The organism is Streptomyces echinoruber (genome assembly GCF_014651135.1).
Classification (GTDB): domain Bacteria; phylum Actinomycetota; class Actinomycetes; order Streptomycetales; family Streptomycetaceae; genus Streptomyces; species Streptomyces echinoruber.
In genome coordinates, this window is the sequence record NZ_BMWH01000002.1 from 413912 (window position 1) to 429363 (window position 15452).

Consider the following 15452-nt stretch of genomic DNA (forward strand, 5'->3'; position numbering starts at 1 on the left):
GGCGGGGACAGCAGGATCGACGGGAGCGGCAGGATCGACGGGGACGGCAGGATCGACGGGGACGGCAGGACCGGCGGGGACAACAGGGCCGACGGCACCGGTGACGTCTGGTCGGGCAGGTGGGTCGCCGAGCGGCTCGGCGTGGAACTCACCGGCGACGACGGGCTCACCGGCCTGCTGGGACTGGCACTGCGCCGCAACCCCAAGCGGGCGCACCTGCTGGTGTCCCACGTGCTCGGCAAGCACGTCCCGCAGTCGCCGTCCGTCGTCTACGGCCACGGGTTCGCCCTGGGCCGCCGGGTGCGCGACCTGCTCGGCGACGCCGAGGCGCGCCGCGCGGTCGTCCTCGGCTACGCGGAGACCGCCACCGGCCTCGGCCACTCGGTCGCCGACGGCCTGGGCCACGCCCCCTACCTGCACTCCACCCGCCGCCCCGTGCCGGGGGTCGCCCCGGCCGGCGGCTTCGAGGAGTCCCACTCGCACGCCACCTCCCACCTGCTGCTGCCCGAGGACCCCGGGCTGCTGGCCGGCGGCGGCCCGCTGGTCCTCGTCGACGACGAGTTCTCCACCGGCAACACCGTCCTGAACACCGTGCGCGCCCTGCACGAGCGCCACCCCAGAAAGCGGTACGTCGTGGTCGCCCTGGTCGACCTGCGCTCGCCCGCCGACGCCGGCCGCCTGGAGGAGTTCGCGCGGGAGATCGGCGCCCGCGTCGACCTGGTGGCCACCGCCTCCGGCACCGTACGGCTGCCCGAGGGAGTGCTCGCCCGGGGACAGGAGCTCGTCGCCCGCCACGAACGGCCCGCGCCCCCGCCGCCGCGGCCCCACGGCCGCATCGCGCGCGTCGAGCTGCACTGGCCGCGCGGGGTGCCCGACGGCGGCCGGCACGGCTTCACCCCCGCGCACCGTGCCCGCCTGGAGCGCGCCCTGCCCGCCATGGCCGCCCGCGTCGCCGAGGCCCTGCCCGCCGGCGCCCGCCGGGTGCTCGTCCTGGGCTGCGAGGAGCTGATGTACGCGCCGCTGCGCATCGCCCGCGAACTGGAGCAGGTCGTCGACGCCGAGGTGCGCTACTCCACCACCACCCGCTCGCCCGTCCTCGCCGTCGACGACCCCGGCTACGCCATCCGCACCCGCCTGGTCTTCCCCGCGCACGACGACCCGGCCGACGGCCCCGGCGAGCGCTATGCCTACAACGTCGCGGGCGCCGGCTTCGACGCGGTGGTCGCCGTCGTCGACTCCGCCGCCGACACGCCCGCGCTGCACGCGCCGGACGGCCTGCTGGCCCAGCTCGCGGCGCACACCCCGCACGTCCTGTACGCGGTCGTACCGTCGTACGTGCCGCCCGCCTCCGCAGAAAGACCCGCCATGCTGCCCGAGCCCCTCCGCGGCCCCGCCTTCTCCTCCTACGCGCCCGACGAGGTGGGCTGGCTGCTGCAGGACCTGTCGGACGTGACGCTGGAGGCGCCCACCGAGGAGCGGGAGGAGGCCATCCAGAGCGGCGGCGCGCACTACGCCGAGTCCCTGCCGGTGGAGTACCAGCCCAGCGAGCAGTACCAGCAGTTGTTCCACGCGGCGCTGCAAGCCTCCGCCGCCCGGCTGGCGCAGGCCGTCGGCGTGGTCACCGAACTCGTCCTCGCCGAGCGCTCCCCGCGTCCCGTGCTGGTCTCGCTGGCCCGCGCCGGCACCCCCGTCGGCATCCTGATGCGCCGCTGGGCCAGGCACCGGCACGGCCTCGACCTGCCGCACTACGCCGTCTCCATCGTGCGCGGCCGCGGCATCGACGCCAACGCGCTGCGCTGGCTGGCCGCCCACCACGACCCGCGGGACGTGGTGTTCGTCGACGGCTGGACCGGCAAGGGCGCCATCGCCCGCGAACTCGCCGCGGCCCTGCGCGACTTCGAGCAGGCCCACGGCATCACGGGCTTCGACCCGGAGATCGCGGTGCTCGCCGACCCCGGCTCCTGCGTGCGCACCCACGGCACCCGCGAGGACTACCTCATCCCCTCCGCCTGCCTCAACTCCACCGTCTCCGGCCTGATATCGCGCACGGTGCTGCGCGCCGACCTGGTCGGCCCGCACGACTACCACGGCGCGAAGTTCTACCGCGAACTCGCCGGCGCCGACGTGTCCTCGGTGTTCCTGGACGCGGTCTCCGCCCGCTTCCCGGAGGTCGGGCACGCCGTGGAACTGGCCGCGAAGGAACTGCTGAACAGCGACCGCACGCCCACCTGGGCCGGCTGGGCGGCCGTGGAGCGCATCAGCGAGGAGTACGGCATCCACGACGTCAACCTCGTCAAGCCCGGCGTCGGCGAGACCACCCGCGTCCTGCTGCGCCGGGTGCCGTGGCGGATCCTCGCCCGCGCCGGGGCCGGCGCCGACCTGGACCACGTCCGGCTGCTGGCCGAGCAGCGCGGGGTGCCCGTCGAGGAGGTCGCCGAACTTCCCTACTCCTGCGTCGGGTTGATCCACCCCAAGTACACGCGCGGGGCGATCGGCGCCGACGGCCGGGCGGTGGGCGCCTGATGCCGGTACTGGTGGCGAGCGACCTCGACCGGACGCTGATCTACTCCGCGGCGGCCCTGTCCCTGACCATGCCCGACGCCCGCGCGCCGCGGCTGCTGTGCGTGGAGGTGCACGAGCACCGGCCGCTGTCGTTCATGACGGAGACGGCGGCACAGTTGCTCACCGACCTCGCGGACGCCGCCGTCTTCGTACCGACGACGACCCGCACCCGCAAGCAGTACCTGCGCATCAACCTGCCGGGCCCCGCCCCCGCGTACGCGGTCTGCGCCAACGGCGGCCACCTCCTGGTCGACGGCGTCTCCGACCCCGGCTGGCACCGGCGGGTCACCGCGCGGCTGGCCGGCGAGTGCGCGCCGCTCGCCGAGGTGCAGGAGCACCTGCTGCGCACCGCCGACCCGGTGTGGGTGCGCAAGCACCGCGTCGCCGAGGACCTCTTCGCCTACCTCGTCGTCGAGCGCGAACTCCTCCCCGAGGACTGGGTGAAGGAGCTCGCCGTGTGGGCCGAGAACCGCGGCTGGACGGTGTCCCTGCAGGGCCGCAAGATCTACGCCGTCCCCAAGCCGCTCACCAAGAGCGCGGCCGTCCGCGAGATCGCCCGCCGCACCGGCGCCGACCTGGTGCTCGCCGCCGGGGACTCGCTCCTCGACACCGACCTGCTGCTGGCCGCCGACCGGGGATGGCGCCCGGGCCACGGCGAACTCGCCGACTCCGGCTGGACGGCTCCGTCGGTCGGCGCCCTCCCGGAGCGGGGGGTGCTGGCGGGGGAGCGGATCGTGCGGGAGTTCCTGCGGGAGGCGCGGCAGGGGGGCGTGCGGCGCTGAGCCGGGCGGTGCCGAGGGCGGATGGTGCCGGGGGTGGATGGTGCCGGGGGTGGACGGTGGTGGGCAGGGGGCGTTGAGCCGGGCGGTGTCGGGGCGGTGACGGCGCCGGGCCGGCGGAACGGGGCCCGGCCGGCGGGGGCGGGGCTACGGTGGAGACGTGGCCCGGACCGGGAGGTGGGCGTGAGCGAGGACAGGCGGCGGCCGCGGACGCACGATCCGGTGGTGGAGCGCATGCTGGCGGGCGTCCCGCACACGCCGTGGCCGCTGTTCCCGCGCCGGCCGGGGGACGCGGAACTGCCGGAGCTGCTGGGCTTCCTGGCCCGGCTGACGGGCGCGCGCCGGATCGCCGTGCTCGGCGCGCCTGCCGCCGACTGGCCTGCCGCCGACTGGCCGCCCGTCGGCGCGACGGTGGTGACGTTCGTCACCGAACCGCCGGACGGGGACGGGCAGCGGCTGGACATGGCGGTCGTCGGCCCGGCGGCAAAGGACCGCGTCGCCTGCTGGGACCGGCTGGTGCCGCACCTGCGCGAGGGCGGGCTGCTCGCCGTGACCGATCTCACTGACCCCGCCGATGTGGCCGGCGCGTTCTTCGCGCACGTGCGTGCCGACGACCGCGTGGACGCGGTGCGGCTGCCGCCGCCGACGGCGCTGGTGCTGGGACGGCGACGGTGAGGAGGAAGTGAGGAGAAGGGGGCGTGGAAGCGCCGGAGCGGAAGTCAACGACCGTGGGCCCACATGTGTTGACCGGCCGTAGGCCCACATGTGTTGACCCGCATCAGCGGGTCAACGGTTGTAGGCAAACGCGCGTTTACGCACGTCAGCGGGTCGACGGCCGTAGGCCAACGACTGTTGGCCACCGGATGTTGGCAAACGCCCGTCGGCGAACACCCGTTGGCCACCGCCCGTTGGCAAACGCCCGTGGGTCACCCTCCGCAGCATCCCCCGCCGCAGCAGCCCCCACCGCCACCGCCGCTCGGAGCGGCGCCCGGCGCGGAGGAGGAACCGCTCACCGCCACCGTCGACAGCAGCTTCACCGTGTCGTCGTGGCCGGCGGGGCAGGTCGCCGGGGCGGAGGATTCGGCCATCGGACGGCTGAGTTCGAAGGTGTCGCCGCAGCTGCGGCACCGGTACTCGTAGCGAGGCATGTCCCCAGGTTAACCGCCGGACGGGCGGTGCGGGCGGGACCGCTGAACCTCTCTGTGCCCCTTGAGATCCAGGGATGTTCGTTTCTGTCTGCTTCCCGGCCGCGGAAAACAAAAAGTTCGCTGGTAATTTGTGAAGGCCGCGAGGAGCCGCAAGGCCCGGGGAAAAGGGGGGCTCGGACAGGGGGGCTCGCAGCCGCGTCTGCGGCCGCTCCGTCAACCGTACGTCCACCCGCGCGAGCACCATCCAGTGCGGAGGGAGACGCAGGCGTGAGCGAGGCAGGTCAGGACGGGAGCATGCCCGAGGAGGGCCGCCGTCCGGAGGGACGCGGCAGGCGTGCCGCGCCCAGGCGTTCCCGGCGTCACCGCCCGGAGACCGGCCCCACGGCCGCCGGCCCGGAACAGACCGGCCCCGGGCAGACCGGCCCCGGGCAGCACCCGCACGACGCCCGCGACGAGGCGCCGCCGGAGCCGGACGCCACCCTCCAGCTCAAGGTCGGCTCCCTGCCGGAGTCGGACGCCACCCTCCAGTTGAAGGTCGGCTCCCTGCCCAAGCCGGACGCCGCCGCGCCCAAGCCGGACACCGCCGCCCAGCCGCCGGACGCCACCATGCAGTTGCGGGTGGTCAAGCCGCAGAGCGAGGCCGCCCGTCGCGCCGAAGGCCGAGGCGGCCGCTCCGGGGCCCGGGACGGCCGCCGCCGCGCCGCGCCGCCCGCCGCCCCGGCCGGCCGCGTCCCCGCCGCGCTCGCCGCCGTGACGGCCCGCCTGGCGCCGTACACCCGCCGTCTGGCGCCGTACGCGCAGCGCCTCGCGCCCTACGCCCGCCGCCTGATACCGGCCTACCCGCGCCCCGGCCGCACCGGCTGGCGGCGCTGGATACCGTCCTGGCGGCAGTGGCTGGGCGGGGTGCTGGCCGTGTTCGGGCTGAGCACGGTATTCCTGACCGTGGCGTACGCCGCCACCGACATACCCTCCGACCTCAACACCTTCGCCACCCAGCAGGACAACGTCTACTTCTGGTCCGACGGCACCCCCATGGCCCGCACCGGCTGGGTGCAGCGGCAGGCGATGCCGCTGAAGGACATACCCGAGCACGTCCGCTGGGCCGTGCTGGCCGCGGAGAACGAGAGCTTCTACAGCGACCCCGGCATCTCCCTGAAGGGCATCACCCGCGCCCTGGTGCGCACCGTCGGCGAGGGCGACACGCAGGGCGGCTCCACCATCACCCAGCAGTACGTGAAGAACGTCTACCTCACGCAGAACCGGACCGTCGGCCGCAAGTTCACCGAGGCGATGATCGCCCTCAAGCTCGACAACCGGATGAGCAAGGACAAGATCCTCGAGGGGTACCTCAACACCAGCTGGTTCGGCCGCGGCACCTACGGCATCCAGCGCGCCTCGCAGGCCTACTACGGCAAGGACGTCACCAAGCTCAACGCCAGTGAGGCCGCCTTCCTCGCCTCCCTGCTCAAGGGCGCCGGCCTGTACGACCCGTCGCTGGGCAAGGCCAACCACCAGCGCGCCGTGGAGCGCTGGTCGTGGATCCTGGACCGGATGGTGAAGATAGGCAAGCTGTCCCCGGCCGAGCGGGCGAAGTACACCAAGTTCCCCGAGCCGCTGAAGCAGTACCGGCCCTACGACACCGGCAAGCAGAGCGACTACCTGGTGGAACTCGCCGCCCAGTACGTCAAGAAGGCCGCGCACATATCCGACCAGGAGTTCGACCGGGGTGGCTTCCAGATCTACACGACCTTCGACCGCAAGCGGGAGGCCGCCCTCACCGACGCGGTGACCAAGGCGCGCAAGCAGGGCAAGAAGAACCACCCGGCCCTGGCGAGGAGCGCGCACTACGGCGCCGCGTCGGTCGCCTCCGACGGCCGGATCCTCGCCGTCTACGGCGGCCCCGACCACCGCGTCCAGGGCTACAACGAGTCCAACGCCACCACCGTCCCGGCCGGTTCGGCCTTCCTGCCGTTCGTGTACGCGGCGGGCCTGCAGCACGGCGTCGTCAAGAAACGCGACGAGCCCCGGCAGCAGGTCACCCCGCAGACGGTGTACGACGGCGACGACGGCGTCCCGGTCACCACCCCGGAGGGCCCCTACTGGGACCGCAGCGGCCGCAAGGTGGCCGCCCACAACGACGACGGCAAGTCGTGGGGCCCGATCACCCTGCACCGGGCGCTCGCGGAGTCGGTGAACACGCCGTTCATGCAACTCGGCATGGACACCGGCCTGGACAAGGTCAAGCAGACCGCGCTCGCGGCCGGTCTGCTGCCCTCCAGCATGGGCCCGCAGGTCCCGGATTTGTCGCTGGGCAGTTCCACGCCGAGCGCGATCCGCATGGCCAGCGGCTACGCCACGTTCGCCGCGCAGGGCCTGCACACCGAGCCGTACTCGGTGCGCCGCCTGACCCGCAACGGCTCCACCGTGCACCTGGACACCCCGCGCCCCCGCCGCGCCGTGCGGGCCGAGGTCGCCCGGGAGGTCACCGCCGCGCTGACGGACTCCTTCCGCCTGCACCACGCCGCCGCTCCCTTCGGCGCGGGGCTGGTGGCCGGGAAGGCCGGCACGAACGACAAGGACACGGCGTCCTGGTACGTCGGCACCGACCGCGCCGTCTCCACGGCGGTCGTCGTCTACCGCATCGACCTGGCCAAGAGCCTCGAACCGCTGCCGTTGAAGGGACTGGCCGGAACCACCGCCGACAGCGTCCCGTACGGCATCTGGGAGGGCGCCATGAGCCCCTCGGCGGAGCCGGGCGCACGGACCGCACGCACCCAGCCCACCCCCCTCGCAGAATGAGCCCCCGTATGACGTCCCGCACCAGTCCGCAGCGCGGCCGCCGTCGCAAGGCCCGCGCCGGCCGCCGCGCCACCCGCCCGGAAGTGCTGACCCTGGCCGCCCTGCTGGTCCTGGCCACGGTGGTGGCCGCCTTCCTGTCCCTGGCCCGGCCGGACAGCGCCACGCCCACCGCCTCCGCCGGCGGCCGGGACGGCGCCGCCGGCAAAGGCCCCCGGGCGAGCGAGGAGCCGTGGGACGGGAGGACCAAGGTGCTGGGGGACGGCTCCACCTCCTACACGGGGCCGCAGAAGGGCGCGTTGAAGCCGTGGCGGCTCAAGCCGGGCGAGAAGCCGCCGCAGTTCGTCGTCTTCTCCTGGGACGGCGCCCTGGAGAGCGACGACCACCTCTTCTCCCACTACCGGGAGCTGGCCAAGGAGTACCACGCGCACATGACCTTCTTCCTCACGGGCATCTACCTGCTGCCCAAGAGCAAGAAGGACCTGTACCACCCGCCGCAGCACCCGGTGGGCTCCGCGGCGATCAGCTACCCCACCGACGAGCACATCCGCACCACCCTGGAGCAGTTGCGCCTGGCGTACGAGCAGGGCAACGAGATCGGCACCCACTTCAACGGCCACTTCTGCGGCGCCAAGGGCGGCGGCGACTGGAGCGTGGCCGAGTGGAAGAGCGAGATCGACCAGTTCTACTCCTTCGTGGAGAAGTGGAAGACCAACACCGGCTACCGGGACATTCCCGCCCTGCCGTTCGACTTCAAGAGGGAGGTCGTCGGCGGCCGCGCCCCCTGCCTGGAGGGCCAGCCCAACCTGCTGAAGGCCATCAAGAGCTACGGCTGGCGCTACGACGCCAGCTCCCCGGGCGACTTCCAGATATGGCCGGCGAAGAAGAACGGCGTCTGGGACTTCCCGCTGCAGATGCTGCCGTACGAGAACGGCAAGTACCAGGGCCTGTCGATGGACTTCAACTTCCTCTACAACCAGTCCAACGGCGACACCCACGGCGATCCGGCCAAGTACGCCCAGTGGGAGCAGCAGACCGTCGACTCCTACATGGCCGGGTTCAACCGCGTGTACTACGGCAGCCGCGCCCCGCTGTTCATCGGCAACCACTTCGAGGACTGGAACGGCGGCATCTACATGAAGGCCATCGACCAGGTCGTCAAGAACGTGTGCACCAAGAAGGGCGTCAAGTGCGTGTCCTTCAAGGAGCTCGCCGACTGGCTGGACGCGCAGAAGCCGTCCGTGCTGGAGCGGCTGCGCAGCCTGGACCCGGCGCAGTCGCCGGACTGGTCGACGGTCGTGCGGTGACGGCCGTGCGGTGACGGGTCGTCCGGTGACGAACCCGCCCGCACCGGCCCGCACCGGGCCGGCGAACGGCCGTCCCATGGCTCACTTGGGACACCCACTTCACGGAACACCCACATGCCGTGGCAAGATGCGGTTCCCCCGGCACGGGAGCGCCGGGGTAGAGGGGAAACCGAGTGAAATCAAGGAAATTGAGCCGAAAGCGGCAGCGCGCGACCATAGTCGCGGCGGCGGCGGCCTCCGTGGTCGCCGGTGTGGCCCTGCTGCCCAACTGGAGCGCCGGCGCGAGCACCGTGGCCGAACCCGCGGTGGACCCGGCCACCAAGGCCACGTTCCAGAAGCTGGCCGACGCGGTGTTCACCGACCGCACCGACGCGCTGGTGGACGGGGGCCGGCAGGCCCGGCAGCAGCGGCTGGCGGCCCGGTTCTCCGGTGACGTGCGGCTGTCCGGCACGCTGACGCACCGGGAGAAGTCCGCCCTGTCGCAGCTGCGCGACCGCAAGCAGCGGCTGGCGGCGCTGGGCGAGCGCTACAGCAAGGCGAACACCACCGTCACCCTGGACCGCACCCGGGTGCACGGCCGCAAGGCCACGGTGCGGGTCACCGAGACCACCACGCTGACGTACGCGAAGGCCACCGGGAACCAGCCGAAGACCACCGGCTTCCAGGCGCACCACGAGCTGACCTTCAAGGCCGACCGCAACGGCGACTGGCAGCTGACCGGCATCCGCGACACCGACGACGGCATCGCCGTCAACCAGCTCGCCAAGCCGACCGTCGCCAAGCCGGACACCGCCGACGACAACCCGCCGGCGGCGGCCCGCTCGGCCACCACGTGGCCCGCGCCCGCCAACCCGAAGAACTTCTCCGCCACCGGCTACGACTACAAGGCCATGGCGGCGTACGCGCAGAAGTACTGGAACAACTACAACCCGGACTACCCGGACTTCAACGGCCACGGCGCCGGCGGCGACTGCACCAACTTCGTCAGCCAGGCCCTGAAGGCGGGCGGCTGGAAGCACGTGCCCGGCTACACCAACGACTGGCACAAGTGGTTCGGCAACGCCGACATCCAGTCGGACTCGTTCGTCGGCGTCAACGAGTTCTCGTGGTTCGCCCTGTCCTCCAAGCGGGTCACCAGCCTCGCCAACGTCTACCAGCTGGACGTCGGCGACGTGCTGCAGATGGACTTCAACCGGGACGGGTCCAAGGACCACTCCATGATCGTCACCTACCGCAGCCCGCAGGGCGTGCCGTACCTGACGTACCACTCCACCAACACCTACAACCGGTCGCTGGCGAGCATCATCGCGTCCTACCCGAACGCGTACTACTACGCCTACCGCACCTGACCGGTGCCGCCGCGGGCGGGGAGTCTCAGTGCGCGGCTCCCCGCTCCTCGCGGATGCGGGACACGACGTCCGCCACGGAGTGCCGGATCGCCTCCGTCTCGGTCAGAAAACGCCAGTAGTCCGGGTGCCGCCCGGTCAGCCCGGCGACCGCGCGCTCCAGGCGCGCCACCGCCTCGTCCAGCGGCCCGGCGTGCCGCGGATCGGGCGTCGTACGGCCCGCCATGGCCAGCCGCTGCGCGTCCCGGATGGCGAACCGGGTCCGCTCGACCTCCCGCTGCGGGTCCTTCTGCACCTCGTTCAGCCGCCGCAGCCGTTCCCCGGCCGCCGACACCGCCTCGTCGGTGGCGTTCAGCAGCGCCCGCACCGTCGACAGCAGCGCCGTGGCGTCCGCCCAGCGCTGCTCCTCCCGCGCGGCCCGCGCCTCCGCCAGCTTCCGCTCGGCCTGCCGGACGTTCTCCGCGGCCTGCTCCGGCACGTGCTGCAGGTCCTGCCAGCAGGCGAGCGCGAACCTGCGGCGCAGCTCGCTCAGCACCGGCTCCACCTGGCCCGCCCGCGTCGTCAGCGCCTGCGCGCGGGTCCGCAGCGACACCAGCCGCCGGTCGATCTCGGCGGCCTTCTCCGGCAGCCGCTCGGCCTCGGCCCGCACCGCCTCCGCCTCCCGCGCGACCCGCTCGGCGCGCTGCAGCGTCTGCCGCACCCCGTGCCGCCCCGCGCCCTCGTTGAGCCGGGTCAGCTCGGGGGAGAGGGCGGCGAGCCGGGCGGCCAGGTCGTCGGCGCGCAGCCCCGCGGACCGTACGCCGTCCAGCGCGCCGGCGGCGCCCCGCAGCGCCTGCCGGGCCCGCTCCACGGCGGGCGCGACCCGGGCGAGCTGCGTCTCGGCCTTGCCCAGCAGCGGTCCCAGGCCCTCGGCGAACCGCTCCAGCTCCCGGCGGACGTTGTCCAGGTCGTCCTTGGCGCGGGTCAGCGCGGTGCGCGCCCGGGCGGCGGCCGCGGCGTCGAGGTCGTCGCGGTCCAGGTCGGTGGCGTCGACGGCCTCGATGTAGCGGGCGCTGACCTCGTCGATGCGCCGGCCCAGCGCCGCGAAGTCGTCGATCGCGCGCCGGGCGGCGGGGGAGTCGTCCACCGCCGTGATCGTCTCGATGGAGATGCGCAGCTCCCGCTGGGCGGTGTCCAGTTCGTAGAACGCGGCCGCCGCGGCGTCCTTCGCGGCCTGCGCCCCGGCCCGCTGGCTTTCGGCCCGCCCCCCGAACCAGCGCCGGGTGCCGCCCCCGGCGAACGCGGCGGGCAGCGCCAGCGCGGCCAGCACCGGCAGCGCCGCCAGGACGAGCAGCGGCCCGCCGGCGGGTCCACCGGGGCGCGAGCCGCGCCGGGGCCGTACCGGCGACGCGTACGGCTGCGAAGGTGTCGCCGGTGTCCCCGTCACATCCCTCTCCCGTGGTGCGCTCGCCCTGCGTGGTGCCATTCTCCCACCCGTACAGGACGAACACACGGGCCGGTCAGTTCGCCGTACGCACCGTCAGACTCCCGCCGCCGGTCCGCGCCGACAGCACGTGCCGGGCGGCGCAGCCGGCGACGGCGGCCCCAGGAGGGCGAGCACGGCGGCACCGGCGAGGGTGCGGGCGGCGGCGGTGCGGGCGGTGGCGGTGTGGGCGGTGGCGGTGTGGGCGGTGACGGTCCGGGGGCGGCGGAGGTGCGGACGGCGGACACGCACGGTACGGCGGCGGCTCATGGTGGTCCCCCCGGTGGCGGACGGCCCCTCGGCCGTCCCCGGCCCCTCGACCGTAGAAATCGGGAGCCGCCCGGCATGATCCGGGCCGTTCCCGGAAGCGGGGTGGGGAACCCCCGGGTCCCGGCGCTCCACGGGTTTGCGGCGGGGCACCACCGGCAAGGTAGGCTGTCGACTCGTCCCGGGTGCGTAGCTCAGGGGTAGAGCGCCTGCCTTACAAGCAGGATGTCGGCGGTTCGAAACCGTCCGCGCCCACCGACCACGACGAGGCCCCGGCCGGTGACCGGCCGGGGCCTCGTCTCTGCCGTCGTGTCCCGACCGGCCTTTCCTGGCCTTTCCCGGCTGCCACGACCGCCTCGTCCGCCACGCCCCGGCGGCTTCGTCCCGGCCGCCTCCGCTCAGCCGCCCTCCTCCTGCGCCTCCTCCTGTGCCGCCTGCTGCGTCTCGTGGGCGTGCTTCAGCCTGGTGCGGGCCTCGACGACGTCCGCGCCGGAGAGCTCGGACCAGTAGCGGTGGGTCGTGACGAAGACGGCCAGTTCGCGTTCGCGCGCGCGGAGCTTCTCTACCTGGGCCTGTTCGTCGGGGGTCCAGCCGGGGGAGGCGGGGCGCTCGACCTTGCGCCAGCCGTTGTCGTCGCTGAAGCCGTCCATCGGCTCGACCGACCAGGGGAGCCGCTTGAGCAGCGCGGACAGTTCGGCCCGGACCTCGTGGAGCTCTGCCTGACCGGCGAGGAGGTCACTCGGAAAGTCATAGCTCGTTGCCACGGGGCAATGCTACGCCTGTTCGATTTCAGGTTTCGAGTGGTGTCCGCCGGATGCCATGTGGTGTTCGTACCCGCGGCGCCCGCCGGGCTCCGGCCCGGCGTGGACTGTTCGGACTCCGGCCCGGCGTGGACTGTTCGGACTCCGGCCCGGCGTGGACTGTCGGACCCCTGCCCTAGCGTGGAATCCGGACCCCGCCCCGGCGTGCGGGGAGCGAAGGAGCCGACGACCATGTGCCGGAGCATCAAAACCCTGCGACCGCCCGCCCTGCCCGGCGAGGCGACCGACGACGAGATCCGCGCCGCCGCCCTGCAGTACGTGCGCAAGGTGTCGGGCTTCCGGGCCCCGGCCGCTCACAACCGCGAGGTGTTCGACCGGGCCGTGGACGCGGTGGCCCGGGCCACCGCGGAGCTGCTCGCGGGGCTGGAGGTGCGGGGGCAGGGGGGTGCGGCGGCCCGCGGGGCGGGGTAGCGGGCGGCCTCCTGCGGCGGGGTGGCGGAGGGTTCGACCGGGGTGAGTGCGGTCGGTCGTCTTCGCTGTGCGTGGGCGTGTGGACGTTCGGACGTCTGGGCGTGCGGCCGCGGGGGTGGGGTGGGGGCGTGCGGCCGCGGGGATGGGGTGGGGGTGCCGGACGTCAGGCGGTCGCCGGGCTGCGCCGCGCCGCCGGCTCCTCCTCGTCCCGCGCCGGGCGGGCGAGGAGCCGGTCCAGGCCGAAGGCGCCGGAGCCGGTGAAGACCAGCAGCAGGAAGGACCAGCAGAACATGGCCGCCGGTTCGCCGCCGTTCTCGATGGGCCACAGGGCCACTCTCTGGTGCACGTCGAAGTAGGCGTACGCCATCGAGCCGGAGGCGACGAGCGCGGCCGGCCGGGTGCCCAGGCCGAGCAGGACCAGGGTGCCGGCGACCAGTTGGATCACCGCCGCGTACCAGCCGGGCCAGGTGCCGGCGGGGAGGGTGCCGCCATGGGTGCCGAAGGCGCCGCCGAGGACGCCGAAGAGCGAGGCCGCGCCGTGGCAGGCGAAGAGCAGGCCCACGACGATGCGGAACAGGCCGAGGGCGTATGGCTGCGCGGTGCTGAGACGTGCCGTCAGAACGGTCATGTGGGGGGTCCTTCTACGGCCGGGCCGGTCCCCGGGTGGAACCGGCGGGGAAAACCGAGCAGGATCACAGGTTAGGTGCACCTAAATAATACTTTCAAGTTCAACATTTGGCCAAAGATGGGCCCGTGTCCGCCCGTGCGCCCGCACCCCCCGCCGCTTCCGCCGCAGCGCTCCCGCCGGGCACGACGGCATCCAGGGTCGGCTCCCACCGTCATGTGACGGGGTGTCAGTTTCGGCCACCGGCGTCACACGTCGGCCCGAACCGCCGCCCCTAGGGGGCGAGTTCGCGCTCCAGCACCGTCTCCAGACGCTGCCGCCCGGGGCGCGGGGCGCGCGCCCTCTCCAGCCGCAGCCGCGCCGTGCGGCCGTGCAGCGTCAGTGTCATGAGCTGGTTGCCGAACCACGGCCCGCCCGTCCGCCGCCAGGTGACGGGCGGCGGCGCGCACCGGCCGTGCCGGGCGAACCACCGGCCCAGCGCCCGGGCCGGCGCGCTCCAGCCGAAACGGAAGCCCAGGCGGATGGAGAGCGGCACCGAGTTGTGCACGGGCGAGCAGGTCAGCTGCACCACCCGGGCCCGCGGGGCGCGGCCGGGCCAGTGCGCCTCGGCGGCGTAGGCGTGGTGGACGTCCCCGGACAGGACGAGGACGCTCGCCGGCGCCCCGGGTCCGGACCCGGCCGTCGCGATCAGCTCCGCCAGTGCCGCGAACGACTCCGGGAACGCCGCCCAGTGCTCCAGGTCGGCCTGCCGCCGCAGCCGCTCCGCGATCCGCGCCCACCGCGCTCCCCGGCCGCCCCGGCACAGCATCGCGTCCCACGCCTCCACGTCGTGCACCAGGTGCGGCAGCAGCCACGGCAGCGACGTCCCGACGAGGAGGTGGTCACAGGCGTCCGGCCGGTCCAGGGCCTGCGCGCGCAGCCACGCCGCCTCCCGGGGGTGCAGCATCGCCCGGCGCTCCTCGTCCAGCACGCGGGCGGCCCGGCTGTCCACCATCAGCAGCCGGACGCGGCCGAAGTCGCGCCGGTAGCTCCAGCGGACGCACCCCGGGGCGTCGTCGGCCCGGGCGGCGAGGGCGCGCAGCGCCTCCGTGCCGTCGGGTGCGGCGCGCACGGCCGCGTACCCGGGGTCGGCGGCCAGGTCGGCCGGGGAGAGGTTGCCCAGGTGCTGGTGGACCCAGTACGCCATCAGGCCGCTCAGCACGCGCTCGCGCCACCACGGGGTGGCCCGCATGTCGGCGAGCCAGGCGGCGGAGGTGTTCCAGTCGTCGACGATGTCGTGGTCGTCGAAGATCATGCAACTGGGCACGGTGGACAGCAGCCAGCGCACCTGGGGGTCGAGCCAGGACTCGTGGTAGAGGTGGGTGTACTCCTCGTAGTCCGCGACCTGGGCGCCCGGCGCCTCCCGCAGGTCGCGGCGGGCGGCGAGCCAGCGGCGGGTGGCCTCGGAGGTCTCGTCGGCGTAGACCTGGTCGCCCAGCAGGAGCAGGATGTCGGGCCGCTCGCCGCCGGGGTCGGCGGCGATCCGGGCGGCCAGCGTGTCGAGGGCGTCGGGGCCGACCGGGTCCCTGGCGCCCCGGCCGCCGCTGGGCGGCGCGGCCCAGCGGCAGGAGCCGAAGGCGACGCGCACCGGGCCGTCCCCGGCGAGGGTGCGGATGACGGACGGCGGGAACGGCGCGCCGGGCCGCGGCCACACCCGCGCGCCGTCGAGCAGCACCTCGTACGCCGTCGCCGTGCCCGGGGACAGGCCGGTGACCGGGACGAGCGCGTAGTGGTGCCCGGCGACCTGGAAGGTGCGGGCCGCGCCCCGGGCGCCGTCGGCGCAGCGCACCTCGGCGGTGCACGGACGGCTCGCCTCGACCCACACGGTCGCGGACGAGCCGTCGATGTACCTCAGCAGTGGTCCCAGGCGCAGTTCCGCCACGGCCTCG

Annotated in this window: 13 protein-coding genes and 1 tRNA gene; 8 read left to right on the forward strand and 6 right to left on the reverse strand. The window is 74.0% G+C overall.

Annotated features, from left to right (window positions below; genetic code table 11):
• Window positions 1–51: 51 nt before the first annotated feature.
• The 3 genes from IE225_RS04920 (at window position 52) to IE225_RS04930 (ending at window position 4016) form a co-directional block, all read left to right on the forward strand.
• Window positions 52–2523: a phosphoribosyltransferase gene (locus IE225_RS04920; protein ID WP_190056113.1), complete on the forward strand. Its 2472-nt coding sequence runs from the start codon at window positions 52–54 to the stop codon at window positions 2521–2523.
• Window positions 2523–3344 carry an HAD family hydrolase gene (locus IE225_RS04925; protein WP_190056046.1) on the forward strand — a complete coding sequence of 274 codons (822 nt, stop codon included), beginning with the start codon at window positions 2523–2525 and terminating at the stop codon, window positions 3342–3344. The genes IE225_RS04920 and IE225_RS04925 overlap by 1 nt, the downstream gene beginning before the upstream one ends.
• A gap of 180 nt (window positions 3345–3524) precedes the next feature.
• Window positions 3525–4016 (forward strand): O-methyltransferase, encoded by a 492-nt coding sequence (locus tag IE225_RS04930; RefSeq protein ID WP_190056047.1) that lies wholly within the window; start codon window positions 3525–3527, stop codon window positions 4014–4016.
• Between the two features lie 251 nt (window positions 4017–4267).
• On the opposite strand, the gene IE225_RS04935 is transcribed toward IE225_RS04930, so the two are convergent.
• Window positions 4268–4489, reverse strand: a complete 222-nt coding sequence (locus IE225_RS04935) for an FmdB family zinc ribbon protein (protein WP_190056048.1) — start codon at window positions 4487–4489, stop codon at window positions 4268–4270.
• Window positions 4490–4756: 267 nt separating this feature from the next.
• On the opposite strand from IE225_RS04935, the gene IE225_RS04940 reads away from it, so the two are divergent.
• From IE225_RS04940 to IE225_RS04950, 3 genes are all read left to right on the forward strand, one after another.
• Window positions 4757–7288 carry a transglycosylase domain-containing protein gene (locus IE225_RS04940; RefSeq protein WP_373303131.1) on the forward strand — a complete coding sequence of 844 codons (2532 nt, stop codon included), beginning with the start codon at window positions 4757–4759 and terminating at the stop codon, window positions 7286–7288.
• An 8-nt stretch (window positions 7289–7296) separates the two neighbouring features.
• Window positions 7297–8592 (forward strand): polysaccharide deacetylase family protein, encoded by a 1296-nt coding sequence (locus IE225_RS04945; RefSeq protein ID WP_190056049.1) that lies wholly within the window; start codon window positions 7297–7299, stop codon window positions 8590–8592.
• 215 nt (window positions 8593–8807) lie between these two features.
• A complete protein-coding gene (locus tag IE225_RS04950) occupies window positions 8808–9941 on the forward strand; it encodes an amidase domain-containing protein (protein WP_373303133.1) in 1134 nt (377 codons plus the stop codon).
• A 25-nt stretch (window positions 9942–9966) separates the two neighbouring features.
• On the opposite strand, the gene IE225_RS04955 is transcribed toward IE225_RS04950, so the two are convergent.
• Both IE225_RS04955 and IE225_RS04960 read right to left on the reverse strand, forming a co-directional pair.
• Window positions 9967–11403 carry a hypothetical protein gene (locus tag IE225_RS04955; protein WP_190056051.1) on the reverse strand — a complete coding sequence of 479 codons (1437 nt, stop codon included), beginning with the start codon at window positions 11401–11403 and terminating at the stop codon, window positions 9967–9969.
• 54 nt (window positions 11404–11457) lie between these two features.
• On the reverse strand, window positions 11458–11670 hold the full coding sequence (locus tag IE225_RS04960) for a hypothetical protein (RefSeq protein WP_190056052.1): 213 nt from the start codon (window positions 11668–11670) through the stop codon (window positions 11458–11460).
• Between the two features lie 180 nt (window positions 11671–11850).
• Between IE225_RS04960 and IE225_RS04965 the strand changes: the two genes are divergently transcribed.
• Window positions 11851–11922 (forward strand) — tRNA-Val (locus IE225_RS04965).
• Between the two features lie 143 nt (window positions 11923–12065).
• Here IE225_RS04965 and IE225_RS04970 read toward each other — a convergent pair.
• Window positions 12066–12431 (reverse strand): DUF8825 domain-containing protein, encoded by a 366-nt coding sequence (locus IE225_RS04970; RefSeq protein WP_190056053.1) that lies wholly within the window; start codon window positions 12429–12431, stop codon window positions 12066–12068.
• A gap of 228 nt (window positions 12432–12659) precedes the next feature.
• Between IE225_RS04970 and IE225_RS04975 the strand changes: the two genes are divergently transcribed.
• A complete protein-coding gene (locus IE225_RS04975; RefSeq protein ID WP_190056054.1) occupies window positions 12660–12899 on the forward strand; it encodes a DUF2277 domain-containing protein in 240 nt (79 codons plus the stop codon).
• A 163-nt stretch (window positions 12900–13062) separates the two neighbouring features.
• Here IE225_RS04975 and IE225_RS04980 read toward each other — a convergent pair whose 3' ends face one another.
• A complete protein-coding gene (locus IE225_RS04980) occupies window positions 13063–13518 on the reverse strand; it encodes a DoxX family protein (protein WP_190056115.1) in 456 nt (151 codons plus the stop codon).
• A gap of 280 nt (window positions 13519–13798) precedes the next feature.
• Complete coding sequence (locus IE225_RS04985; protein ID WP_190056055.1) at window positions 13799–15445, reverse strand: alkaline phosphatase D family protein; 1647 nt, start codon at window positions 15443–15445, stop codon at window positions 13799–13801.
• Window positions 15446–15452: the final 7 nt, after the last annotated feature.